24 protein-coding genes are annotated in these 23989 nt (G+C 40.2%); 15 read left to right on the top strand and 9 right to left on the bottom strand.

The features are described from left to right. Positions 1–4: 4 nt before the first annotated feature. A complete protein-coding gene (locus J7384_RS16405) occupies positions 5–1705 on the top strand; it encodes a dihydrolipoyllysine-residue acetyltransferase (protein ID WP_209115619.1) in 1701 nt (566 codons plus the stop codon). 442 nt (positions 1706–2147) lie between these two features. On the opposite strand, the gene J7384_RS16400 is transcribed toward J7384_RS16405, so the two are convergent. Further along, positions 2148–3689 carry a hypothetical protein gene (locus tag J7384_RS16400; protein ID WP_209115618.1) on the bottom strand — a complete coding sequence of 514 codons (1542 nt, stop codon included), beginning with the start codon at positions 3687–3689 and terminating at the stop codon, positions 2148–2150. Positions 3690–3948: 259 nt separating this feature from the next. Here J7384_RS16400 and J7384_RS16395 point away from each other — a divergent pair, with 259 nt between their 5' ends. Beyond that, positions 3949–5808, top strand: coding sequence for a protein kinase (locus tag J7384_RS16395; RefSeq protein WP_209115617.1), 1860 nt, complete (start codon positions 3949–3951; stop codon positions 5806–5808). 26 nt (positions 5809–5834) lie between these two features. Next, a complete protein-coding gene (locus J7384_RS16390) occupies positions 5835–6230 on the top strand; it encodes a VOC family protein (RefSeq protein WP_209115616.1) in 396 nt (131 codons plus the stop codon). Here J7384_RS16390 and J7384_RS16385 read toward each other — a convergent pair whose 3' ends face one another. The 5 genes from J7384_RS16385 to J7384_RS16365 form a co-directional block, all read right to left on the bottom strand. Continuing rightward, the gene (locus tag J7384_RS16385; protein ID WP_209115615.1) at positions 6231–6599 is read right to left on the bottom strand and encodes an STAS/SEC14 domain-containing protein; all 369 of its coding nucleotides are present in this window, start codon (positions 6597–6599) and stop codon (positions 6231–6233) included. 105 nt (positions 6600–6704) lie between these two features. Beyond that, entirely contained in the window at positions 6705–7607 is a 903-nt protein-coding gene (locus tag J7384_RS16380; protein WP_209115614.1) for a GGDEF domain-containing protein, read from the bottom strand. A 123-nt stretch (positions 7608–7730) separates the two neighbouring features. After that, entirely contained in the window at positions 7731–8909 is a 1179-nt protein-coding gene (locus J7384_RS16375; RefSeq protein ID WP_209115613.1) for a hypothetical protein, read from the bottom strand. Between the two features lie 19 nt (positions 8910–8928). Continuing rightward, a complete protein-coding gene (locus tag J7384_RS16370; RefSeq protein WP_209115612.1) occupies positions 8929–9231 on the bottom strand; it encodes a DUF3301 domain-containing protein in 303 nt (100 codons plus the stop codon). Positions 9232–9320: 89 nt separating this feature from the next. Beyond that, positions 9321–10343 (bottom strand): DUF3549 family protein, encoded by a 1023-nt coding sequence (locus J7384_RS16365; RefSeq protein ID WP_209115611.1) that lies wholly within the window; start codon positions 10341–10343, stop codon positions 9321–9323. A gap of 157 nt (positions 10344–10500) precedes the next feature. Between J7384_RS16365 and J7384_RS16360 the strand changes: the two genes are divergently transcribed. The 10 genes from J7384_RS16360 (at position 10501) to J7384_RS16315 (ending at position 18789) form a co-directional block, all read left to right on the top strand. Next, the gene (locus tag J7384_RS16360; RefSeq protein WP_209115610.1) at positions 10501–10890 is read left to right on the top strand and encodes a YqcC family protein; all 390 of its coding nucleotides are present in this window, start codon (positions 10501–10503) and stop codon (positions 10888–10890) included. Then, positions 10887–11699: a tRNA pseudouridine(65) synthase TruC gene (gene truC, locus J7384_RS16355; RefSeq protein WP_209115609.1), complete on the top strand. Its 813-nt coding sequence runs from the start codon at positions 10887–10889 to the stop codon at positions 11697–11699. The genes J7384_RS16360 and truC overlap by 4 nt, the downstream gene beginning before the upstream one ends. A 327-nt stretch (positions 11700–12026) precedes the next feature. Beyond that, positions 12027–12425 (top strand): hypothetical protein, encoded by a 399-nt coding sequence (locus J7384_RS16350; protein ID WP_209115608.1) that lies wholly within the window; start codon positions 12027–12029, stop codon positions 12423–12425. 167 nt (positions 12426–12592) lie between these two features. After that, on the top strand, positions 12593–14425 hold the full coding sequence (gene secD, locus J7384_RS16345; RefSeq protein WP_209115607.1) for a protein translocase subunit SecD: 1833 nt from the start codon (positions 12593–12595) through the stop codon (positions 14423–14425). Further along, on the top strand, positions 14422–15342 hold the full coding sequence (gene secF, locus J7384_RS16340; protein WP_209115606.1) for a protein translocase subunit SecF: 921 nt from the start codon (positions 14422–14424) through the stop codon (positions 15340–15342). Before secD ends, secF begins: the two co-directional genes overlap by 4 nt. A gap of 395 nt (positions 15343–15737) precedes the next feature. Next, positions 15738–16142 carry a 1-deoxy-D-xylulose-5-phosphate synthase gene (locus J7384_RS16335; RefSeq protein WP_209115605.1) on the top strand — a complete coding sequence of 135 codons (405 nt, stop codon included), beginning with the start codon at positions 15738–15740 and terminating at the stop codon, positions 16140–16142. A gap of 129 nt (positions 16143–16271) precedes the next feature. Beyond that, positions 16272–16943 carry an RDD family protein gene (locus J7384_RS16330; protein ID WP_209115604.1) on the top strand — a complete coding sequence of 224 codons (672 nt, stop codon included), beginning with the start codon at positions 16272–16274 and terminating at the stop codon, positions 16941–16943. Between the two features lie 538 nt (positions 16944–17481). Next, complete coding sequence (locus tag J7384_RS16325) at positions 17482–17928, top strand: hypothetical protein (RefSeq protein ID WP_209115603.1); 447 nt, start codon at positions 17482–17484, stop codon at positions 17926–17928. Positions 17929–18042: 114 nt separating this feature from the next. Beyond that, positions 18043–18450 carry a hypothetical protein gene (locus J7384_RS16320; protein WP_209115602.1) on the top strand — a complete coding sequence of 136 codons (408 nt, stop codon included), beginning with the start codon at positions 18043–18045 and terminating at the stop codon, positions 18448–18450. A 21-nt stretch (positions 18451–18471) separates the two neighbouring features. Then, complete coding sequence (locus J7384_RS16315) at positions 18472–18789, top strand: hypothetical protein (RefSeq protein ID WP_209115601.1); 318 nt, start codon at positions 18472–18474, stop codon at positions 18787–18789. Between the two features lie 102 nt (positions 18790–18891). Here J7384_RS16315 and J7384_RS16310 read toward each other — a convergent pair whose 3' ends face one another. Beyond that, entirely contained in the window at positions 18892–20736 is a 1845-nt protein-coding gene (locus J7384_RS16310; RefSeq protein ID WP_209115600.1) for a M2 family metallopeptidase, read from the bottom strand. Between the two features lie 389 nt (positions 20737–21125). Here J7384_RS16310 and J7384_RS16305 point away from each other — a divergent pair, with 389 nt between their 5' ends. Together J7384_RS16305 and nagZ are read left to right on the top strand one after the other, a co-directional pair. After that, on the top strand, positions 21126–21749 hold the full coding sequence (locus J7384_RS16305; RefSeq protein ID WP_247741837.1) for a TetR/AcrR family transcriptional regulator: 624 nt from the start codon (positions 21126–21128) through the stop codon (positions 21747–21749). Positions 21750–21785: 36 nt separating this feature from the next. Beyond that, on the top strand, positions 21786–22817 hold the full coding sequence (nagZ, locus tag J7384_RS16300; RefSeq protein ID WP_209115599.1) for a beta-N-acetylhexosaminidase: 1032 nt from the start codon (positions 21786–21788) through the stop codon (positions 22815–22817). Positions 22818–22878: 61 nt separating this feature from the next. Here nagZ and J7384_RS16295 read toward each other — a convergent pair whose 3' ends face one another. Beyond that, a complete protein-coding gene (locus tag J7384_RS16295; protein ID WP_209115598.1) occupies positions 22879–23442 on the bottom strand; it encodes a porin family protein in 564 nt (187 codons plus the stop codon). 189 nt (positions 23443–23631) lie between these two features. Next, positions 23632–23916 carry an antibiotic biosynthesis monooxygenase family protein gene (locus J7384_RS16290; protein ID WP_209115597.1) on the bottom strand — a complete coding sequence of 95 codons (285 nt, stop codon included), beginning with the start codon at positions 23914–23916 and terminating at the stop codon, positions 23632–23634. Positions 23917–23989: the final 73 nt, after the last annotated feature.

Genomic DNA, 23989 nt, shown 5'->3' with positions numbered 1-23989 from the left:
CAAAATGACAGCTGTAACAGATTTTATTTTGCCTGATATTGGCGAAGGTATTGTTGAATGTGAACTGGTTGAATGGCTAGTTAAAGAAGGCGAGCGTATTGAAGAAGATCAGCCAGTTGCTGACGTAATGACTGATAAAGCGCTAGTACAAATTCCGGCAATGCACAACGGCGTTGTCGAGAAATTGTATTATCAGCAAGGTGATATTGCGAAAGTACATCAGCCGTTGTTCTCAATGATGGTAGATGATGACGGCATCAGTGAAAGCTCAAATTCACAAACTCAAGTCCATGAGGAACAATTTGAGCAGCAAATAGACGAAGAAACGGTAACAATATCAGAGCAAGAGACGTCTTCAGCTGCGCCAATCAGCGCAAGTGATGCGAGCGACCAGCTCGTTGAAGATTTCATTTTACCTGATATTGGTGAAGGGATCGTTGAGTGTGAATTGGTTGAATGGCTAGTTGCTGAAGGTGATGTAATTGAGGAAGATCAACCCATCGCTGATGTGATGACCGACAAAGCGCTAGTGCAAATCCCAGCCATGCACGCAGGAAAAGTAGTTAAACTTTATTACAATAAAGGCGATATTGCTAAGGTGCATTCACCTTTGTTTGCTATTGCTCGTGACGCTGCTACAAACACTACAACTCAAGTGGTCAGTACAGAAAAGTCGGTGACCAGTGTGGCAAGTAACATAACTCAAACACCAAGCAAAGTTACTTCGATACCTCAAAAAAGTGTTTTACCACAAGAAAAAATGCAAGGGCAAAAAACACTTAATCGCAAAGCAATTGCCAGTCCAGCTGTGCGCAGGGTGGCGCGTGAGTTAAATATTGATATTCACCAAGTGCCGGGCAGTGGTAAAAAAGGTCGCATTTACAAAGATGATGTTATTGCCTTTAGTCAAATAGGTAGCTGTGTAGAACAGACCAGCTCTAAAATTGGTGCTAGCCCAAGCACTGTAGGTTCGACAGAACTTGCGGTAAAAGCTCAAGGGAATACACGAACTGAAGCAATTAGAGGGGTAAAAGCAGCAATGGCGAAAGCTATGGTTGCATCGGTCTCAACAATCCCACATTTTACTTATTGCGAGGAAATTGATTTAACCAAACTTATCACGCTACGTCAGGAGCTTAAAGCGAGCTATGCTGAGCAAGGTATCAAGTTAACCATGATGCCATTTTTTGTTAAAGCGATGTCACTGGCATTAAAAGAGTTCCCAATTATTAATGCTCAGGTCAATGACGACTGCAGCGAGTTAACTTATTTTGATGATCACAATATCGGTATGGCGGTTGACTCTAAGGTCGGCTTGCTGGTTCCCAATATCAAGTCAGTACAAAACTTGTCGGTGATCGATGTTGCCAAAGAAGTGATGCGATTGACTGAAAGTGCACGTAGTGGCCGTGTTGCCAGCGAAGATTTGAAAGGAGGCACTATCTCTATTTCAAACATAGGTGCCATTGGTGGCACAGTTGCAACGCCAATAATCAACAAGCCTGAATTATCGATTGTTGCTTTGGGTAAAGTTCAGCAATTACCAAGGTTTGACCAAAACGGCAACGTTGAAGCGCGTAGTATCATGCAGGTAAGCTGGTCGGGCGATCATCGAATTATCGATGGTGGCACGATTGCGCGCTTTAATAATTTATGGAAATCCTTGCTTGAAAACCCAAGTAATATGCTGATGCATATGAGCTAGGGCCGACTTTTCCCTATTAATCGGATAAAAAAATGCCCTTCAATTGAAGGGCTACGGGAAATGTCGACTTAAATAGAACCATGAATAAACTGAAAGCCAATCTCATGATAGAACCGACTAAAGTACCTAGGGAGGCATAAGTAAGTTAATACGCCGCTAGGTTAGTTTGGTTTTATGACTCAAATATGACAGTGGTTATTTGTCATTAAACTGTCACAACGAGTGTGACAACAACAGCTAGATTTACTTGTGTATGGCAAAGCTTTCGGTTCAAGGACTTAGTTGTTAATTGAATAAGCCTTAACTTGAACTGTCAGACCCAATTAGCAGGACTTAATCTAAACTGACAGTCTCATTTGTGCCATTAGCGGTCTATTAGGAGTTTCTAATATATGAACGCTACCATATGTTACTTGAATATTTTCAAAGTAAACATTTTTACCTAACCTCCTTGTTTATTTGAGAGGTCAACTTTTACTCGATATGACTTTTTAAGCTCTTTGTCTACTAACCTTAATTCAATATTACTCCCATTATCTTCCAAGATGGATATTGATACGTTCCTGACTGAAATTTCATTACCTATATCACTTACTTTAAAATAAACTCTCCAATTTCGAAAAAATGTTTCACCATTTCTTTTTTGGAGTGAAATAGATAAGTTGTCAGCTTTATTATTAAGGTTATATAGATAAATAGAACCATCCTGACATAAAGTACCTGACATATGACTACTACCATGTCTTAGAAAGTAATAGCGGTCAAAAGCCCTAAAAGGTTTGGTAGAGCTAGGTTTGGCTTTACCAAACTCTTCTTTGGACTGTTTATAACCAACGAAACCTATTTCTCTGTTGGAGTTTTCATATTCAATAAAAGCAGTGCCTTTCATTGAAGAGCAGATATTGACATTCGATAGCATACTTTCTTCAAATATCTCTTCTTTAATAGACACAACCTGTGCTTTATGGGTGTTTACATTGTAATTATTAATTAAATTTGAATGTATAGGAGATAAATCACTATTAACTGAGTCTATTAATAGTTGTTTTGGCTTATATCTAGGGCACTTGTAATAATTGATTTCTGGAGACCATTTCTGTTCAAATATTTGGCTGTTATTGCTATTGTCGATGAGTTCTAAATGAACAGTGCCTTTATTTTCTGTAATAAATAAATTACCAGACGCTTTCCCTGTTTTTCTCTGTGCGGTTATTGTATAAGAGCCTTTTGGCCCTGTAAAAAAGTAATCATAATCGCCAAACCTGACCTTTGGAACTCCCCAACTTAAAATGTACTCAATGTCAAATGGATACTCGTCAACATCACCAATAAGCTCTAACGGGCCAGTCAAATTGATTTTATAATTTGGTATTTGAATTTCATCGCTACAAATAGTACCGCGTTTAAATACGATATTGTGCTTTGCCAACATCTTGTTTTCTGGTTTATTACCATAAATTCTATCTGTTACTGCTTTTGATAATATAAATATAAAAAACAGTGTTAAGCCAAAGGCAGCAATCAGACAATTACCTTTACCTGCATTCTTATTTTTCTTATCTATGGCCCCCATTTGGCGTAAGCCTACTGAGAGGTAAAGTAACCAAATAGAAGCAAACCACAATATGAATCCTATTCCATAACCATAAACAGGAGAATAAGTAGGTGCTTCACTTAGCATAACTTCATGAAAGCGTATTACATCTAATGATAGTACCAATGCAATGACGGAAGGTATTGAAGCAGCTTTGCTTCCAATAGTTTGCTTAAGAAAAGCATAAACAAAAAAAAGATTACCAAACCAAGCGAAGTTACCTACTAACGGACCTAACCAGCCAGTCAATAGTATTTCAAAACCTAAGCTGGAATCATCATTGTACAGAATCAATGCGTTGAAAAATAATGACAGAAACCACAAAGCTCCGGCCATAAGTGCAACTTTGTTAGCCCAAAAATTTAGACGAATTAAGTTTCTATCTTCCATGAACTTCTAAAACTCTTATTTGTTTAGTGACTACTATACAACCATGTTCTGATTAGTATCAATGAGCACCTAATTACGAAACAACTATTTTCTAGTAGCCCAAACATAAACTTCCGCTCCTCGCTCATAGCCGTCTGTCAGGTGAAGCCCAATCTTATTCATAGACACTTTAAGATCAGATATGGGCTACTACACACAAGGTTTTGGTGGTATCGTAATATGAATTCGTATCAATAATTGGTCACTGAGCGAGCTAAATTTGCTTCCAACCCATTCAACCAGTGCTCAGTCTCATGAGCAACAGCTCAAGCACTTTTATATTGCTGAAGAGCAATCTATTTATCTACTTAGCCACCAAGATGCGGCTAAGTTAAAGCAATGGGTAACACTTTGTCAGCAGCAATTAAAACAGCTCGGTTATCGCGATATTAGTTTGATTGGCAAAGGTGCTTACGGCTTTGTTTTTGCCGCTACCGATAACAGTAATAGAGCACTGGTCTTTAAGTTTTCACGGATTAATTTACCTCAACACGTTCAAGATAGGCTAGCCGAAGAAGCAGAACTGCAAAGTCAGCTCAACCACGCTCAAATTCCCAAGGTGATTGAGTTTCACCGAATTAAGCGTCAAGCTATTTTGCAAATGACTCGAGCGCCAGGTACCGACTTAGAGCAGCTTTCTCTGCAAAAAGGCCCGCTAGCGCCTGAGTTAATTGTTGAACTCGCTCTGCAACTGGCTGATATTTTGCTGTATCTGCGCGACGCTAATCAACACCTTAAAAACAAGCCCTATGTTCACGGTGATATCAAGCCGTCTAACTTGGTTTACGAGCAAGGCGGTAGGCAGGTACATTTGATTGATTGGGGCTCGGCGGTTAATGCACAACTCGATATTGATGGACAATCGACCGCCAATAATGTGATGGACTTAATGAGCAGTGATCTACAGCACACCAACGCAAGGCTTGGCGATGTTTATTTCATTGGGCCAGAGCAACTCAATGGCGGTTTGTCATCGCCGCGCTTTGATGAACAAGGTTTGGCAGCGACGCTTTATGCACTGGCATCAGGCCAGTCTTGTCGTTATGGTCACAAAATTATTCCCGCTAAAGCGCTAGGTTTACCCAAGATGTTGGCGGATATTCTCGACGGTATGCTAAGCGATGATGTTAAAACACGTCAGCGTGCTGGCGATTATTTTTTTAATCACTTGCCGTTACTACGCAATACCGTACTGGCTGCAAACCATCAATATCAGGCAATTGATGCGGTTATCCCTGTTTGGGTGCGCGATACTGATGACGAGATAGACACCGTTGTTTACGGCTCTCGTAAGTCATTTTTGCGAGAACGTTCGGATTATGATGAACTTCGCGGTATTGACGATGCCCAGCTTGAGAAGTACTACAAAAACTTTTTAATGGGCATGGGCGACAACGAAAAAGCCTTTGTTGCGGCATTGAGTCGATTGGGCAATTTCCCTGTGGTTGGCGGCTTAGCCATTCGCTGGGAGAAAGAGGGCGTCTATATTGATTCCAACTTAACCTTGTTCGATCATAACTATCGACGCTCGTTCGCCAGTGCTGTTAACAATATGATTAGCTTGGCTAGAGGTATTCATCGGGTTGGCGTTTTCAAAAGTTGTTTGTTTAACGCTCGTAACACGCTTCATGTTTATCGCGATAATGCTGAACAGCCCTTTAGCGCTAGACCCCATGACGCAATTCCGTTTGATATTAGCGATACGCCAGACGTCGACGACGTAACTCGCCTGCATTCATATTTTGAAGACGGGAAAGATCCTGACGAATACTTGTATTTGCCCGACGAAGTGATGGCGGTACTAGCTCGCCTCAACCTTATTCACCACACCGGCTGTATTATTTTTGAAGTATTGCCAACCCATTTGAAAATTCACAGTTATTTAATGTTATTAAATCATGAAAAAGCGCAAGAATTTACCGATTGTTTAGCGGAATTACTTAGCTTGTTGCCGCTGATTAACGGATTAGGTATTTCCGGCTTTATGAAGCTACCTTATAAGGATACCCGATTTTTCGAACACATAAGTAGTCTGCCTGAGCGCTACTATCCGAAAAATCCAAAATTGCAAAGTGACTAATATCATTAACTATAGAGGGCTAACTAATGACTGACGCTAAAAATGAGTCGGGACAACTGGCATGGATTGACCTTACGGTGAACAATGCGGTTGAAATCAAAAATTTCTACCAGCAGGTTATCGGCTGGCGCGAGCATCAAGTCGACATGGGCGAGTATAGTGATTTTGCTATGATGCCATCGGAGACGGATGATGCAGTTGCCGGCATATGTCACGCAAAAGGGCCAAACCAAGATTTACCAGCGGTTTGGCTACCTTACTTTTTAGTTGAAGATCTTGATGCCGCGGTAGAGCAAACCAGACAAAACGGCGGCAAATGCTTAACTGAGGTTAAAGCGATGGGTGCGGATAAATTTGTTGTGATTCAAGATCCCGCCGGTGCCAGTTGTGCGCTTTATCAAAAAGGCCAGAGCACAGGCTAGTTATTTTAGCCAATTAAGTGCACTTTCGTGATCGGTAAAATAGGCAATATCACTGCTGTTAAGCCAATGGCTGACCTGTTGACTTACCGCTAAATTACTATCATTGGTCAAAACTGCCATTTGACTAAACTCGGTATTGTGTTCAGTCAGTGAAAAGTCAAACCAGCTCGATTGAGACTCTAAACCCTGAAGGTGCTCTGTATTGATAAAAGCTTTGACTGTTTGGCTGGCAACTTCTGCCAGTGCGCTGCGTAGCATTGACGGCATACACTGAAAATCTTGGTGGTTAAGCGTGCCAGCAAGGGTTAGGGTTAAAATGAATTCGCTGTCTAAGCGGGAAATACCTATTGAAATACCGTGATTTGTCATCGTCATAGTCCTTTTTTCGATATATATATCGCTAGACTATCACGATAAAGCGATGCTTTATTGAGCAAAGTCAATAAAACATCAGCTAATTGAGTGAAGTTATCGTTACAAAGAAACGATTGATAGGGGAGTGGTATTGCCCATCTTGTTTCGATAAAGTGCATTATCGGCACGTTTGAAAAAACTTTTCTCTGTATCGGCACGGTCCATGAACGTTTTGCCTAGACTACAGCTAACTTTATACTTGGTTAACAAGGCATCTTGGCTAAGCGCGTGTTTGATGCGGTGTTCAATTTGGTTGAGGGCTTGACCACTTGCGCATTCAACCAAAATAGCAAATTCGTCTCCACCAAATCTAAAAACACTGTCTGAATCGCGAACACTCAGTTTTAACGCATCAGCAAAATGTTTTAGTACCCGGTCGCCAATATCGTGACCGTGAACATCGTTAATTGGCTTAAACTTATTTAGATCAGCCAAAATTAAGCCCACTTGCGTTTGCTGACGGTCGGCATGTTTCATTGCTCTCGATAACTGCTCGTCAAAATATCGACGATTGCCCAAGCCTGTTAATGCGTCTTCCATTGCCAGCTGCAACGCTTGCTGATATTGCAAGGCATTGTGCAACGGGTGCACGAGGTATTGATGTAATTCTTCGATGATTTTGTAGTTGCTTAAACTAATCGGGCTGTTAATCGCATAAGTAATATTACCAATAAATTGGTTGTGTACTTTTAACTCGAATCTGCGCTCGGCTTTTGCCGATTTACTGCCGCGAATGGCAAATTTTAGGTCGTTAGCTTGAAAGTACAAGCCGGCAAAGTCGACATATTTTGCCGCTTCCATGGCAAAGATGTTTAATAATTTATTGATATCAAGGGTTGTTTGCAGCTGTTCCAATAGCGCTAAGCCACGTTTGGCGTGGTCGTCTTCTATATGTTGCTGGCTTACGGGCCCTAAATAGCTATATTCAGCAATTTTTTTATCAAAAATATTAAGCGTTTGCATAAATAACCTACATCATCAGTTTATTGACGTTTTGACGAAAAAACCTTCGTCGCAGGTTATTTAGCAGTATCTATGCCAAAACCATTATTTACTTATGGCTTTGTTGCTTCTTTCTTACTGATATCAATTTAAAAATTGTTGATAGTAGTTGTGTTTACCCAGCGTCGCTTGGCTACCTTTCAACGAAAAGCGATAACCACATAATTCAAAACTTCCAGCCTTAGCAAGTGCTTTTACCAGTGTTGAACGATCGATTGGCGAAAACAACGCTGTATAGTCGCCATATTGGTCGACAGAAACACTGACGGTACGAAAGCGCTTTTTGTTGTTAAAGGCGATTTCTTGACAGCTTTTATCACCAGAGGCGGTAGCGATATGCCAGAGCTGTTGTTGGTCGCTATTATCACCTTGCCAGAGCAGTGCTAAGCCTTGATACTGATTACTTGCAAGGTCAAAGTTGTCGGGTAGGGTGACTTGGTGTTGGAAATCCATCTGACCAAAGGATAGCAGTTGGTCAATTTGTTGATCTTGGTCATTGTCGATTGATGCGCTTTGATTAGGTGAAGTTGAATCACTTGATTGACTATCATTATGAGAAAGCCAAGAGCTGGTCGATAAGCCAATAATCGTTAATAATATTGCCACAGTTGCCAATAGTGCACCTAACAAAAGCGGGCGAGATATACTTAATTTATTTTCTAATTGGCGCAGACCTGAATCGAGCAGTGTTCGGCATTTGGTACCCAAGTCATTGTCTTGCCTTGGTGACACCAACCCGGTTTCAACGACCGTTGATTCATGGTTGATAGAGTGAGCCGGGTTGTTGAGCTGTTCGCCCTCGATAACCGGTTCAACGCGGCGTCGAGACTGCACACCTGGCTTTTGAAAGTTGGTCAGGTCAACAGGGCCACTATAGCCCAAAATATAGTTTGCAGCGGCACTACTTGCGGTATGAGTACTTGGATATGTCAGTAAAATCGTTGAAGAAAGCAAAGGTGCGATTAATAACCAAACACTGGATAAACTGTCACTGACGATGATTAACAAACCAACGAGCACAAACAACAAGACGGAAGATAACAACCAGTAATTGTTTTTGCTGGCATCGCGCAGCCTGCGCAGACCTGAAAAAGTAAGCACACTTGCCAAAACAGCTAGAAAAAGTATTTGAATCGCTGGGTATTGCTTGAACACTAGCGCGGTTAAAGCAAAGGCAAACGCAGCTGCGAGATTAATCAGAAAATAGCGCTGACGATTATCTGCGCCATGGCGACAAAACAGAGAATGAATAAACGACATCATAGCCTTGGTATTTACCTATTTAAACGCGGTACGCGGGTAACACGACGTCTTCAAGTTTCAACCCTTTTAAGGTGAGCACGCCTTGATAGTGTGATTCACCATCACCACTAAACTCAAAATCAAAAATACTCGACCAGTGCAGGCCGTTTTTTTGGTTGAAACGCAATCTGCTGCTTCGCCTTGCAATTGCTAGTAGTTGCAAATTGTTCTGTTTACAGTAACCAGCTGCATGCTTTTTGCCCATTTCGGCAATTTTGCGTAAATAAATGAAATACCAAAAGACTAAGGCAACGGCGAGGAGAATATAAATATCGGAAAGCATAGCACCTGATCTTGTAATTTATTGTTGATTATAATGGTTAAGGGCGAGCACCAAGCACCGCCCAATTTAATGCTTGTAAGGCTTTTTTACTAACTATTGGCCTGAAATAGCGCGCCAATTTCTTTTGCTAACGCTTGGCTGCGATTAGGCTCACGCATACATTGGAACAGCAATGGCCTAATACTCGGCACTGCAACTAAGTCTTTAAAAATTGCGGCAAACAACCCTTGTTCGTCGATAGCGACGACTTGCTCCAAAAATAGCATGAGCAATTGACTATTATCAAATACTTGCCAACAACGACCAGCTAAGCAAATAGCTTGTTCGGCATTAAAGCTTTGGGCAACTAATGCTTGCTCAATAAAGCTTATGACATAAGGATGCTGACAACTAGAGGCTAGGCTTCTCAACAAAAATTGTTTAATAACACTGTCAGCCTTTGGGTAATAAGCGAGTATCGCGTTAATAGCATCAACTGAAAGTGTTTGATTCTCAAGCGCACTGGTAAGCGGTTGCAATACCTCTAGTGGTAAATTTGGTAACGCTGCAATAAAAGCACTTTGATTGTCGTGGTCGCCGATGCAGCAGGCAAAGTCACTAATGCCTTGAATGGCAACACTGTGCCATTGATCCCAGCCAAGCGCGCCTGAAAGGTAATGCTGGCAATGCTCATAATGGGCACTTAAATTCTGTTTTAACTCAATTTTTAACTGGCTGTTTAAACTGGCCAGTTTGTATTGGGCCGGCGTAAAGTGGTATGGGTTAGCTTTGAGTAACTCTTCTTGTTGTTCGGTTGGATCAACCGATAAATCTGATCCCAGCGCTTCTACGATAATGGCAATAAAGTGGTTTCTCGCGCCTTGATTGAGTAAACCACGCTCGTCTAACGGCAGTTTGACAAACCACAAATAAGGTTGGCTTGATTGTTTTTGCCAAAAGGCGATGGCTAAAAAGGCGTGGCCCTGAGATGGCGTAGGGTAAGGAATTTGATTGTGTTCGATTTTCTCAAAATCAGTCTTGGTAATTTTGTCAATTTTGCGGCCAATATCGAATACGCGATACTGGCAATGAGAAATGGCTAATAATTCTGAGATGGTATCAATGGTGTCCATAAAAACTCTAATGGTTGCGTGCTAATGCTTATTCTACAAAGCTATAAATCTACTGTCTTAACGCTGATTAAGATATACTTACTCAGATAATACTCGATAAAAACCAATTATTAATACGGATTTATTTATATGAATTGGTATTACACAGGAGATTTGTGTGCCGACAAAGGTTGAAATTCTATCACAACAGCTGCTCAATTTAACCCACCAGCTGAAAAAGCTCGATTTGTGGCAGCTCGATAAACCGTCGCAAGCGGCATTGGCTAGCCAACAACCTTTTTGTCTTGATACTTTGCGCTTTGAACAGTGGCTACAATTTATTTTTATCGAGCGAATGCAAATAATGATTGGCGCAAATCATCCGTTGCCTGAAAATATTGCCCTTTGCCCGATGGCTGAGGAAGCCTTTAAAGCGCTTGGTAGCGACGCTGCCGATATGATTAATGTGATTGCCGATATCGACGAATTACTCAGCGGTCAGCGTCAGCAAACGCTATATCGCGTGACGTCTAATTCACCAGCCAATAGCCAAAGCCAATTAAGATGACATCACTTGTTAACGATACTGCTGGTAAGCCTTCAACCGAGTGCGAGTTTGACGACAAACCTGTGCTTAAGATTTTATATGAAGACGAATATTTGGTGGCGGTAGACAAGCCATCGGGCTTATTTGTTCATCGCAGTTATCTCGACCGTCACGAAAAGTACTTTGCCTTGCAATTGGTGCGAGACCAAGTCGGGCAATATGTTTACCCGGTTCACCGTTTAGACAGGCCAACATCTGGCGTCTTACTGTTCGCGTTAACAGAAGAGGTTGCCAGAGCGATGAATACACTATTTAGTGAACGTAAAATCACGAAAACTTATTATGCTTTGTGCCGAGGCTTTTTAAATGGCGCTGGCGAGATAAACCATCCATTAAAAGAAAAACTCGACAAAATTGGCGATAAGTTCGCCAACCAGCAGCAAGAAGAAAAAGCAGCGCTGAGCTCTTATCAAACCCTGGCTCAAGCATCACTGCCAATTGCTGTTGGCAAGTACCCTAGCGTGCGTTATTCACTGGTAAAAGTAGAACCCAAAACTGGCCGGCGCCACCAAATTAGGCGACATTTAGCCCATTTACGTCACCCAATTATTGGCGATATTAACTACGGTGACAACAAACAAAACCCGTTTTTCGCCGAACATTTTGGCTTGCAGCGTTTAATGTTACACGCTCAAAAATTGAACTTTGAACACCCAGTTACCAAGCAAAACGTGACAATTGAAGCGTCATTTGATTCAAATTGGCTTGCCGTATTTGAACGTTTAAATTGGTCAGAGGAAGAGCTTTTGAATAAAGCACTAGAGACATAGATACATCGCTGTTTAAATGGTGTGTTTAGTTACGTTTTTTTACTAAACATCAAACTATAGCGTTTTGCCATTCACTACGGCGGAAGTAAATCTCATTCGAGCCGCAGTGTTGACTAATAGTCTTACTGGCGGCTATCAGCGTGATGTAGAAGGCGAAGGTAAAGGTTAGCAACATCGTGGCTTTCTTTTAGCTCAACGCTTAAATATGTCATTAGACAACTCAATATTCACTGAACACAATAAAGCTATTGAATTCTCGATAAAAATCCATATATGATTTAATAACTTCAAGGAGTCTTTATTTTCATGTGGCGTAAACTAACTCTCATGTTATTTTTATTGGTATTAGCTCAAGCGGCTAACGCCTTGCCGAGCTTTGAGGTTTATGACAAAGACTCTTTCAAACACGTCTCTTTTGCTCAAGCCGTACAGCTAAATGTTTCAAATTTTGATAACGATGAACCGAAAGATTTATTTAATCTGCCAAGATTAAATAGAGTGAGTCCTTCGTTGTTTGCCGCTGAAATACAAACAACACCCAATTACGTGTTAGTGATAGAGTTTTTTAAAGTTAAATTGAATGCTGGGGTGTTCAAAAATCTAACCAATCCTCCTTTAACTCCTCAATGGTTTGAACAATTAAGTCACAATACTAACTCATCTCGACTTTCTGGCTGGAAAGACGGGAATTTTTTATATTCATCTCGCATCACTTATCAAAGTTAATTCATCAGCTAACAGTTCAGTAAAATTGTAAGTTCTTATTTTCTGCACTGTACAAATCAACTATTTATCCTTTTTCAATACCTATATTAATTTGTCGGTTACTCACAGTATTTGCTTTATAGCCATAGGGCTAACGCAATTATTGTGGTTTTTTATTTAGAGATTTTATGATGAACTCACGTACAACTGCGTATGCAAGACATGCTAAATGGCGACATGTAATTATCGCTATCATATTGTTATTTATGCTTATTAGCGCATTACCCAACTTATACTCAGACAAGGTGATTATTCACCTCGAAAACAACAGCAGCCAAAACGAACAAATATTTCCTCAACAGATCAATCATCTGTTAGCTAATCACAACCTCGTTGCGGATGAAGTAAAATCATCCTCAGCTGGCACCACTATTATTTTAAAAAATAAAACAGACCAACATTCGGTCGAAAATCTACTGAAACGAGAATATGGAGAATACTTCTCATTTAGTAGCTCAATGGTAAGTGATGCGCCTAGGTGGTTAAAATCTTTGAATGGAAAACCGATTAAGTTAGGTTTGGATCTCAGTGGCGGTGTGTTATTTGTACTTGATGTCGATACCGAAAGAGCATTGTCCGATAGGACCAAAGGTATCGCTTCTGAAATAAAGGCGTTGGCTAGAGAAAAACGCATTCGTCTAACTAAAGTTAAACAGGAAAACAATTATTCAATCGTGATTAGTTATCCTTCCTCTCAACAAAATGCTTACAAAGATTTGTCGACAAAAATCAAGCGAAGCTACCCAGAGTTAACGCAAAAAAAGCTAGGTGAAAATCAAATTACTTTAGCGTACTCCGCACAAGAGCAAGTTAAATTCCGACAAGAAACTATGAAACAAACCCTAAAAACGATAAGGGGGCGCATAGAAGAATTAGGTATTACCGAAGCCGTTACCCAAAAACAAGGAAAAAATAGAATTCGCATCGAATTACCTGGTGTTCATAACCCTGAAGATGCCAGAAGGATTATTGGCGCTACGGCTTCACTAGATTTTTATCAATTGGCCGAGAACTCGCATTCAGCAGGTATCATAAAAATGACTGATGAGAACGGGCGAATATTGAAGATGAATAGCAAAGTGGTGTTCTCAGGGGACAGCATTAAAAATGCTCGCTCTGGTCAAGATGAAATGGGCATGCCTTTGGTCAACTTAACGCTAGATAGCGTTGGTGGTAAGAAAATGTCTGCATTTTCAAAGAAAAATATTGGCAAACCCATGGTAACAGTCTTCTCTGAGTTTTATCGCAATGCCAATAATGAAACCGTGAAAAAGAGCAAAGTCATTAATGTTGCCACAATTCAGCAGCATTTAGGTTCGCAGTTTAGTATTACCAATATGTCTAGCCCTCAGGCGGCACAAGATCTTGCTTTATTGCTTCGGGCTGGTTCGTTAACTGCCCCAGTGACAATTGTTCAACAGCGAAGTATCGAAGCAACGCTTGGTACTGACAATATAGATAACGGCATTAAAGCGTTAACTGTTGGAATCTCGATCACATTATTTTTCATGGCGTTTTGGTATCGAGCTTTAGGTGTTATCGCAAATGTAGCGCTAGCCTCAAATTTAGTGAGTTTACTTGGTTTGATGTCACTCCTACCTGGTGCCGTTTTAACACTTCCTGGAATTGCTGGTTTGGTGCTAACCGTAGGTATGGCAGTTGATACCAACGTACTTATATTTGAAAGAATTAAAGAAGAATTAAAACGTGGTCGACATGTTCTTTCTGCAATTGAAAATGGTTACAAAAGTGCGTTTTCAACAATTTTGGATGCCAATATCACCACGATGATCACTGGTATCATTTTATACTCTATCGGCTATGGTGCAGTCAGAGGCTTCGCTCTCACCCTATGTTTAGGAATTTTAACCAGTATGTTTACTGGAGTATTTGTCTCCAAAGCGCTAACTAACCTAACTATCCGTGAAAACAAATCTCAACTACTTGGAGTGAAACTATGAACGCGTTGTTATTAAAACAAACTGAAGCTCTAAGTAAATTCCGTCTTGCCAGCTTTTACTTTGCATCAATATTCACATTACTTGCTTTATTCAGCCTATTTTTTAAAGGGCTAAATCTTGGCTTGGATTTTACTGGTGGATACCTTACCGAGTTTACAACTCAGCAATCGATAACTCAGAACAAAATGGAAGGTTTATTAACGTCATTTTTGCCAGATACATTTCAGTTGTCTTCAGCTGAAAACGGTACGTATTGGAGTGTGCAACAGGTTGATAATGATAGAAGCCTGAAAGGAAAAACATGGCTAACTGAATTTTCAGAGCATAGTGGACTAACCATTATGCCTCAAGATGCAATATACATTGGTAGCCAAGTTGGCGATGAGTTGATTGATCAAGGAGGGTTGGCATTATTGACCTCGGTAATTGTCATTTTATTCTATTTGTCCTTTAGGTTTGAATGGCGTTTGGCCGCGGGCTCAGTTCTTGCACTTTTTCATGATGTTATTATCGTGCTTGGCATATTTTCATGGTTTGAACTTTCATTTGATTTAACCATTCTCGCAAGTTTACTCGCCATTATTGGTTACTCGTTAAATGATTCAATTATTGTTGGTGACAAAGTTCGTGAAATTATGAAAAGAAATAAGGAAGACAAGATAGAGGCAATTATTAATCTCGCAATTAAATCAACAATCGTTCGCACCTTGATAACCTCTGGCACAACGCTTGCCACTATTTTGGCGATATGGTTTTTTGCAGGGGAGTCATTATCTGGCTTTGCTATTGCATTGTTTTCGGGAATTTTAGTCGGTACGTTTTCATCAACAGCTATTTCGGCCACAGTGCCACAACTACTTGGTTTAACTGCTGATTATTATCATAAAAAAGACGAAGAAATTTGTCAGTTACCTTAATAGAATTTTTAATATATCTTCGCTTATATAGTTTACAAGGTGTCCATTTTTGAATGGGCACCTTAACTATTTCATCTTCTGCTATTGGCACTTTTGAGAAGTACGCCTAAGAACAAGAAACGGGCATAGACCAAGGTATTACTGATAATTCTCTGTAAAACGTCAAGATGCTCTCATTTTTCACTAACAATATGAAATTATTGGATAAAACATAGTAATTAAAAAAGGCATTAGTATGAAGTGTTAATAATATCCAGATAAAGGAAAATAAGTACTTACATCTATTTGGTAACAAATTGAATTAAATGAGGTTTATGGTAGTTTAATGAGATAGTCGTAGGCGAGTATTACTGAGATGTCTACATAGTAAACTGTTAGGTGTACAGGAGAGTATCGTGCAATCAAAAATTATGTACATCGAATTAAAGACCGATGGTTTGCGTGGTGAAGGTCGCATTGGCTTGGTCAAGTTTTCTAAATCAGGAAGCAATCTGTATTATAAAAATAGGGTATTTCAAAAGAACAAAGGAATGCCTTTGAAAGCTAATTATTTTGATGAAAGTTCATTTGAAGACTTTTGGGTTTCTTCGCCACGGAAAGATGGCAATGACTCGCTATTTTCGAGTACTGTAAACGTCGATGAAGATGTTCGAATTGAATACTGGGAAAAGATTAGAAAATTACCAAATTTAATTGAAAGCACTGCTTATAAGTCTGTTGGCAAAACCAAAGCCGAAAGAGAAAAAATAGAAAAAGGACTAAGACGTCGCCAAATGGATAATGCGTGGATGCCGAATTGACGCACACCTAACAAGCCAATAAAAGTGGAACGGCTAAAGCTTGGCTCGGTTCCGCTTCGCTCTATAAGTATAGCCAAGCATTTATCAGCCCCTTATTGGGGCGTTATGTACTAAAAGAGAGCCAAGCACATGGATTCTAGTCCCAACTATAATAACTGCACACTAGAAGAGCTTTTAGATGTTCGTAATCATATTGACAAAGAGCAGTACCCAGAAAGAGCAAAAGAAATAGACTTAGCTATTTCAAGTAAAATGAAAGACCCAGACATAAAAGAAGAGATAGAGAAGCAGAAAGAAATAAGTAAATACTCAACATTTTGGCCTCGCTTTTGGGCTGCTACAATCGATGGAATTATATTCGCTATTATTTTATATGTTGAATGCTTAATCTTTGGTGTCGAATACAGTACTCAAGATAAATTGCTTCAAGCTTTAAACGGTGTTCAATTAGCAATATATGCCATATTTATGCATGGTTATTTTGGTCAAACTATTGGAAAAATGATTATGGATGTTAAAGTCCTAAACCATGACACGGAGACTGAGATAACCGTTAAACAAGCACTGCGTAGAGAGTCAGTTAATTTAGCTTTAAATATTTCTTGGGTCTTAATCATCCTAGTAATAGCAATTTCAATAGAATTGTCAGGTACGATCTCTGAGGGGTTATCTTATGCAGTACTTGGCTTTGGCATTTTAGCTATGCTGTGGGGAATATCTGAATTTGTAACCATGCTGTTTAATGATAAGCGCAGAGCTCTTCACGACTATATTGGTAAGACTGTCGTAGTTCGTATATAACAAGCTGTTTAAGGCGGGATTGCTAAAGTTTTTGGCTTGGTTTCGCTTCGATCCATAAGTATAGCCAAGCATTTATCAGCCCTATAACAGGGCGTTAACAATACCAAGAGGTTTTGGTGAATATTGAAAGCAATTTATTAAATGGAGTTATTTCTGCGTTTAATAAGCGAAGCAAAACTTTAAAGCATCGTGGTTGTAAGTTAACTTGTACCAATGAGTACGATCAGGGATATGAGCGTTTAAATATTGATTGTGAGTATCTAATACCCCGCCAATCCAAATAAGGTTATCTATCTGGAGTGATGGCGCAATGTATTTTAGAACTTGTCAAAGCCAAAAGATTGGCTGGAAGCATTGTATAGAGTTTCATGGTGATATTTCGGGCATTCCCTCTGAAAAAATTGAAAAATTATTTGAACAAGCCCTACATCTTAAAGACGAGAAACAGTTATTAAAACTTTGGTAAAAGGTCTCTCATTAGCTAGGTACTCGCTAACAAGCGTTTAATGGGCGTTGTTATGATTCGCGAGGGCAGTGTATGAAATTAGTATTAGTTATTTTTCTAACCTTTTCTTTTTCTGCTCTGGCGACAATGCCAGACCGCGTAAATATTGTCACTCCACAAGTTGCCGCTTGTCATGGGTTTTATGTATCGTCAAAAGATAATCAAATGGTGGTTTTGAATTATCCCAAGGTAATAGACAAACGTTGGCAAGCATCTAGTGTCACTATTGATTATCTTGTTAATGGAGAAGGTGCATTTATCAGTAGAGTTCCTTACTCTGAACTTGGCGATAAACCATACCTTTGGGTTGGCTTCCACAATGGTTTTACGCAAGACCATGATGCACGTATAGATATTTCTTATTCATGCATCGATTGTGAAATCGAGAAAAATGAATTTTATAGCATTGAGTCTATTAAGAAGTTCATTGAATTTTCTGAGTTTAGTAAAAGCGAGTTTGTATGCAATAAATCATTATAACAAACTGTTAAAGCGGTGCCGCCAAAAAGCTTGGTTCGGTTCCATTTCGTTACATACCCAAGTATTTATACCCTTTTAATGTGGAGGCGCGTTTTTAGAAGGAAACGTCTTTTTATGGACAGAAATAAGTATATAAAAGCTGCCGCAATTGCACTGATTGTGGCTGCAATATTAAGTCTAGTTGTAACTATTGGGCTTTTTGAACACTTCTCGGAAACATCAGGCATAAATTTAGTATTTATGTTACTTATCCCTGTGGCTATTGCGTTTAACTTATTTGCCGCATATAAAATATATACAGGTAATTTAAAATTCATCAAATACGTTTTGTGGCTCTATATTGCTCAAATAGTTGGCTTTGAGACATCAGAATGGGCTTTTTCATTGTTGCTTGGTTTTAGTTTGCATATCTCTTGGTCAATTGACACTGTTTCTATAACAATTAACTTGTTCGCACTGTTAATGTCGGTATTGCTTCTAAAATCAATGCGTTCGGCAATTAAGGCGCAGTGTTCCCTTTAACGGTACGAAAAGGACTTTATAATGTCATATGAACCTGACTACGATAGTTATTCCTACGAAGAGCTCGTTGATGTCTTTAAAAATATCGACCGAGAGCGTTATCCTGATAGGTTCAATAAAGTAGTAAAGCTTCTTGGAAAAGATATTAGAGCGCTCCTTTTGTCGGAAGACATAGATGACCGTACCGATGAAGAAATATCGGTAGACTCTGATATGGCAGGTGTTCTCAAAGCTAAACGAATAAATGATTTTTTTGATTCGTTGAGTGATTCAGGCTCAGAATTTCACGCAGGAGAATCAGGCCTAGGTGCAAGCTCAGACGGTGGCTCAGTTGATTAATTTTCATCCTTACTTTTAGTTGTTTTTTATTTATTTTTCTCGCTTATAAACAAAAATGGCCTAGCGTTTACACTAGGCCATTTTTTATTGGTTACTTAGCTATTAAAAACCACACTGACGGCCTTTGTTTTGCTCTTTTAACCAAACGTGTAAAGGTGCAAAGTAGTCTAAGATAGCTGAAGCGTCCATTTGCTCATTGCCAGTTAATACCTTGTACGCTTGTTGCCAAGGTTGGCTAGAGCCCATTTCAAGCATGGTATTCAACGCTTTGCCCGCATCCTTGTTGTTGTAAATTGAACAACGGTGGATAGGGTCTGTGTTACCCGAAATTTCACAGAGTGCACGGTGAAATTCAAACTGTTGAATGTGTGCTAAGAAATAACGCGAGTAAGGCACGCCACCAGGCACGTGATACTTGGCGCCTGGATCAAAGGCATCAGCAGGGCGGTCAACTGGTGCGCTAACACCTTGGTATTTCTCGCGTAGTTTCCACCATTCTTGGTTGTAGTTTTCTGGTGTAACTTCACCTGAAAACACTTTCCAACGCCATTGGTCAACTAATAGGCCAAATGGAATGAAGGCAACTTTATCCAGTGCCATCTTCATTAATAAGCCGATGTCTTTTGACTCATCAGGAATCGTATCAATTAAGCCAATTTCTTTTAGGTACTTAGGCGTAACTGACAGTGCAATGGTGTCGCCAATTGCTTCGTGGAAACCATCGTTAGCACTGTTTTGGTAGTAAACCGGTTGGTTTTTGTAGGCGCGTTGGTAGAAGTTGTGGCCTAACTCGTGATGAATAACTGAGAATTCTTCCCCTGTTTTTTGAATACACATTTTGATGCGAATATCGTCTTTCGCATCTAAATCCCATGCAGAAGCGTGACAAATAACGTCGCGGTCAGCAGGTTTAGTAAACAGTGAACGGGTCCAGAATGTTTCAGGTAGCGGATCAAAGCCCAGTGAAGTGAAAAACTTCTCAGCACCTTTTACCATGTCAATTTCGCTGTAGTTATGGGCAGCGAGTTGTTTAGTGACATCGTAACCAGGGTCAGCGTTTTCTGGTGCAACAACATCGTAAATGTTACCCCAAGTTTGTGCCCACATATTACCCAACAAGTGTGCAGGAATAGGTTGATCTTGTGGTACTTTGTCATTGCCGTATTGTTCGCCTAGTTCGGCGCGTACATAACAGTGTAAATCGTCATATAGTGGTTTAACTTGGCCCCATAGACGATCTAACTCTGTTGCGAATTCGTCTGGTGTCATATCGTAATTAGAGCGCCACATAGCACCTAAATCAGTGTAACCTAAACCTTGAGCACCTTCATTGCCAAGCTCGACCTGACGCTCGTATAAAGGTTTCATTTCTGGGCTAACAGTGCGCCAGCCTTGCCATAGTTCTAGTAATTCATCGTAGTTGCGCGAAGTTGCCATTTTAGCAGTCATATCGCCAAGGCTGAGCTTATCACCCGCTTCAGTGGTATAAGTTCCTTTGCCGTACATGCTACCTAAGTCGGCGCCAATTTTTGCAAGTTCAGCTGACTTTTCAGAGTCTTGCGGTGCTGGCATCACTAAGCTCTGCTTTAGGATGTTAAGTTTGCGGCGTTGGTCTGCGGTTACATCTACACTGTCGAACTTTGCTGCTTCCATGGCAAAACGCACGCCAGCTTCTGTCGATTTTTGATCTGCAGCGGCGGCGAGAGCAGCGGTATCTTCTGTAATGAAGTTAGCGTAAATCCATGCGGCGCGAGCACCTTCTAGATTTAATGCGACGCTTTCCTTCTCTACGTCAGCGAGAAATTTTTCCGCGTCTTTTGACGTTAGTGTTTTAGTGGCTTGCGTGTTTGCCGCACTGTTTGTTGAGGCTTGTTGTTCTTGGTTACAACCGGCCAATGATGCTGACACTATTGCAGCAATCACAGATACTTTTAATAAATTTTTCATGATTATTATATTTTATTAACAAATGAATGGGGTCGCAGGCTAGTATAACCAAACTGGTTATAATGAAAAGTTTTGTTTATTGTCTAATAGGAATAAGAAGTGAAAATCAGGCAAAAAAAACTCAGAGACTGGGTGACAGATCAGGCCTCTGAGTAAGGGAGTTAGGGTAAGACAAACTGTGCGTTGCGCCAGTTAAGTATCTTGTAGTTATTAAGACGTAAAAAGTGTCAAAAAGGTTCAATTTATTTTACTTAAATTGACAGATAATTCTGAGCTGTTTAAATTGCTATATCCAGCCGCTTAAAAATGCTTTAACAAGTTATTGTATATTTTAAAACGACTGTTTAAACTGGGTTCAAATAGACAAAAAACGGTGAATAACTAAAATAATGAACAGCACCAAAGAAAAAATACTTAACGCTGCTGAACAATTGTTCGCAGATAATGGTTTCAATGGGACATCATTACGTGAAATAACGAGTCAGGCCGACGTTAACTTGGCGGCGGTTAATTACCATTTTGGTTCGAAAAAAGAGTTAATTAAAGCAGTGATGTCTCGTTACATGGACGAGTTATCGCCAATTCTTGAAGAAGCATTAGTTGAGTTGATCAACAGTGACCAACAGCCTGATCTTAATGATGTCTTTACAGTGTTTTTGGCACCTTTGCTTTCTCTTAACGAGTTCAGAGAAAATGGTACGTCAATTTTCTTACAATTGCTCGGCCGAGGGTACACTGATAGTCAGGGCTTTTTGCGTTGGTTCATGACGACGCGCTATCCGGGTGTTATCGAACGCTTTGTCAGCGCTGTCCACAAAGCTTATCCTGAACTGACTGCTGAACAAATGTTTTGGCGCTTGCATTTCACTATGGGGACAATTGTTTTTACTATGTCATCGAGTGAGGCATTAATGGATATCGCCCAAAACGACTTCAATAAGAATCTCGATATTGCTGGTGTTATCAAACAAGTTATTCCATATATAGCCGCCGGTGTTGGCGCGCCCTTGTAAATTGATAGTAAATAGTAAATTGATAATAGAGAGTAAATGACTAAGAAACGCTTAACTGGGTCAGTGATGATGGACATTGCTGGCACCGAGCTGACATCAGAAGACAAAGAACTGTTGGCCAATCCTAAAGTTGGCGGTTTAATATTATTTTCCAGAAATTACCAATCCCCGAAACAAATTAGTGAACTATGCCAACAAATTAGGTTAGCGGCTCAGACGCCAATTTTGCTGGCAGTTGATCACGAAGGCGGCCGAGTACAACGATTTCGAGAGCAGTTTAGCGCCATTCCCGCCATGGGAGATATATACTCTCTCTCTGGTAACAAAATAGCGGTAGCAGAGCAGTTAGCATTTCATTGTGGGGTTTTGATCGCACTTGAAATGCAGTCCGTTGGCATTGATATTAGTTTTGCGCCAGTGCTTGATATTAACGGCATTAGTGATGTGATTGGCGATCGCGCATTTTCAGCTGAGCCACAACAGGTAAAAATTCTCGCTAAAAGTTTAATACAAGGCATGAACAAAGCCGGAATGGCTGCCACTGGCAAACACTTTCCGGGTCATGGCAGTGTTAAGGCTGATTCTCATATTGCGGCGGCGATCGACGGGCGAAATAAGTCTGAAATTTTTGGCTATGACATCAAGCCGTTTCAACAGTTAATTGACGATGATTTGCTGTCGGCGATGATGCCAGCTCATGTTATTTACCCTGATGTTGATCAACATTCGGTTGGCTTTTCTCGCTATTGGTTGCAAGAAATACTGCGCAAACAGCTGGGCTTTAACGGTGTGATTTTTAGCGATGATCTTTCGATGGAAGGTGCGGCAGGAATTGGCGGTTACGTAGAGCGCACTGAAGCTGCGCAGCAAGCTGGTTGTGACATGTTATTAGTGTGTAATAACCGCGCAGGTTTAATTGAGGTGCTCGACCGAGCTAATCTGACACTTGAGCAAGCCAGTAGCCAGCGTATTCAAAAACTGTTAGCTAGTAATCAAATCAGTTATGACAAACTTGCTCAAAATCCGCTGTGGCAAGAGGCTAAAAAAATACTAAGTCAATTTTGTTGATCAAATTACCACGGCAGGATGTTTTGTTGTGAAGGTAACTTGATCAACCATCAATTGCGCACTAAAAACTGTAAGTGACACCTGCGCCAATTGCATTAAATTCTAATTCTGAGCCTAGTTTCATGTACCGATAATTTATAAAACCACCAAAGCTGTCATTAAAACTTACTTCTAGACCTAATTCACCAGTAAAACTAAAGCCATCGTCGTCTGATAAAATGTTGCTCGCACTTTTGTCAGTCACTTCGTAGTCGTATCTATGACCACCAACTGCAGCATATATATTTGAACTACTTGAGATTGGTAGCGCGCCTCTGACACTGATAGCAATACTGTTGTAATCAACCTTGTTATCGCTAAATATATTGCCAAATGTCAAATTGAAAGAGTCACTTCTGCCAATTAAGTAGTTGGTTTGAAGTGCCCAGTTTTCGTTTAAATGATAGTTATAAACAAGGTTTACCTGACCAATATCAAAATCGATGTTGTCAACGTCGCTGTCTTGTGAAACATCCGCGGTGCCTATTTCATAGCCTATGCCTAGCGTGTGCTGATTAACTTCAGCAAGTGCTAGACTTGAACTTAAAGATATAGTTAATGCGCAAAATAATGGGATTGCTCTCATAATTGTTCGTCCGTTTAGTAAATTGCAAATAAGGAAGGGCAATGAAATGGGCAAAATGCATGATTACTTACTCGACTTCCTTGTAGTAAATGTTGTAGTTAGATTATAACTATCAAAGCATTGGAGTTTATAGGTTATTGTAAATAACAATCAAAAGCAATTACGTTTTGTGGTGTTTTGTGAGTGAAACTAACTTATGTGGTAGTAATCGCCTTTGGGTGGTGCTCCGAGTAACTTCATCGCCAATTGCAATTGCTCTTGGGGGATATGCTTTATTGCCTGTTGATGTGCCTCAATACTTTGCCAAGTTTCAATCATCAAAAAGTGGTCACAATCGTGATAGTGACAAAGTAATTGGCAATCAATGCAGCCATCGATATTCTTAATTATCGGCACCAGTTGTTCGAGTAGATTTTTCAACGGGGTAGAGTTTTCATCCGCTGCTTGAAATCGATTGATTCGAGTAATCGCCATACTTGTGCACCTGTTTTAAATTTTTACCAGCTTAATTTACCCATCGTTAACGTAAAATAGCTAGCGGCAGGGT

The sequence above is a fragment of the Endozoicomonas sp. G2_1 genome, from assembly GCF_017744155.1.
GTDB lineage: Bacteria > Pseudomonadota > Gammaproteobacteria > Enterobacterales > Alteromonadaceae > JAGHQT01.
Note: the sequence above shows the minus strand (reverse complement) of the source record. Positions and strands in the feature narration are given on the sequence as shown.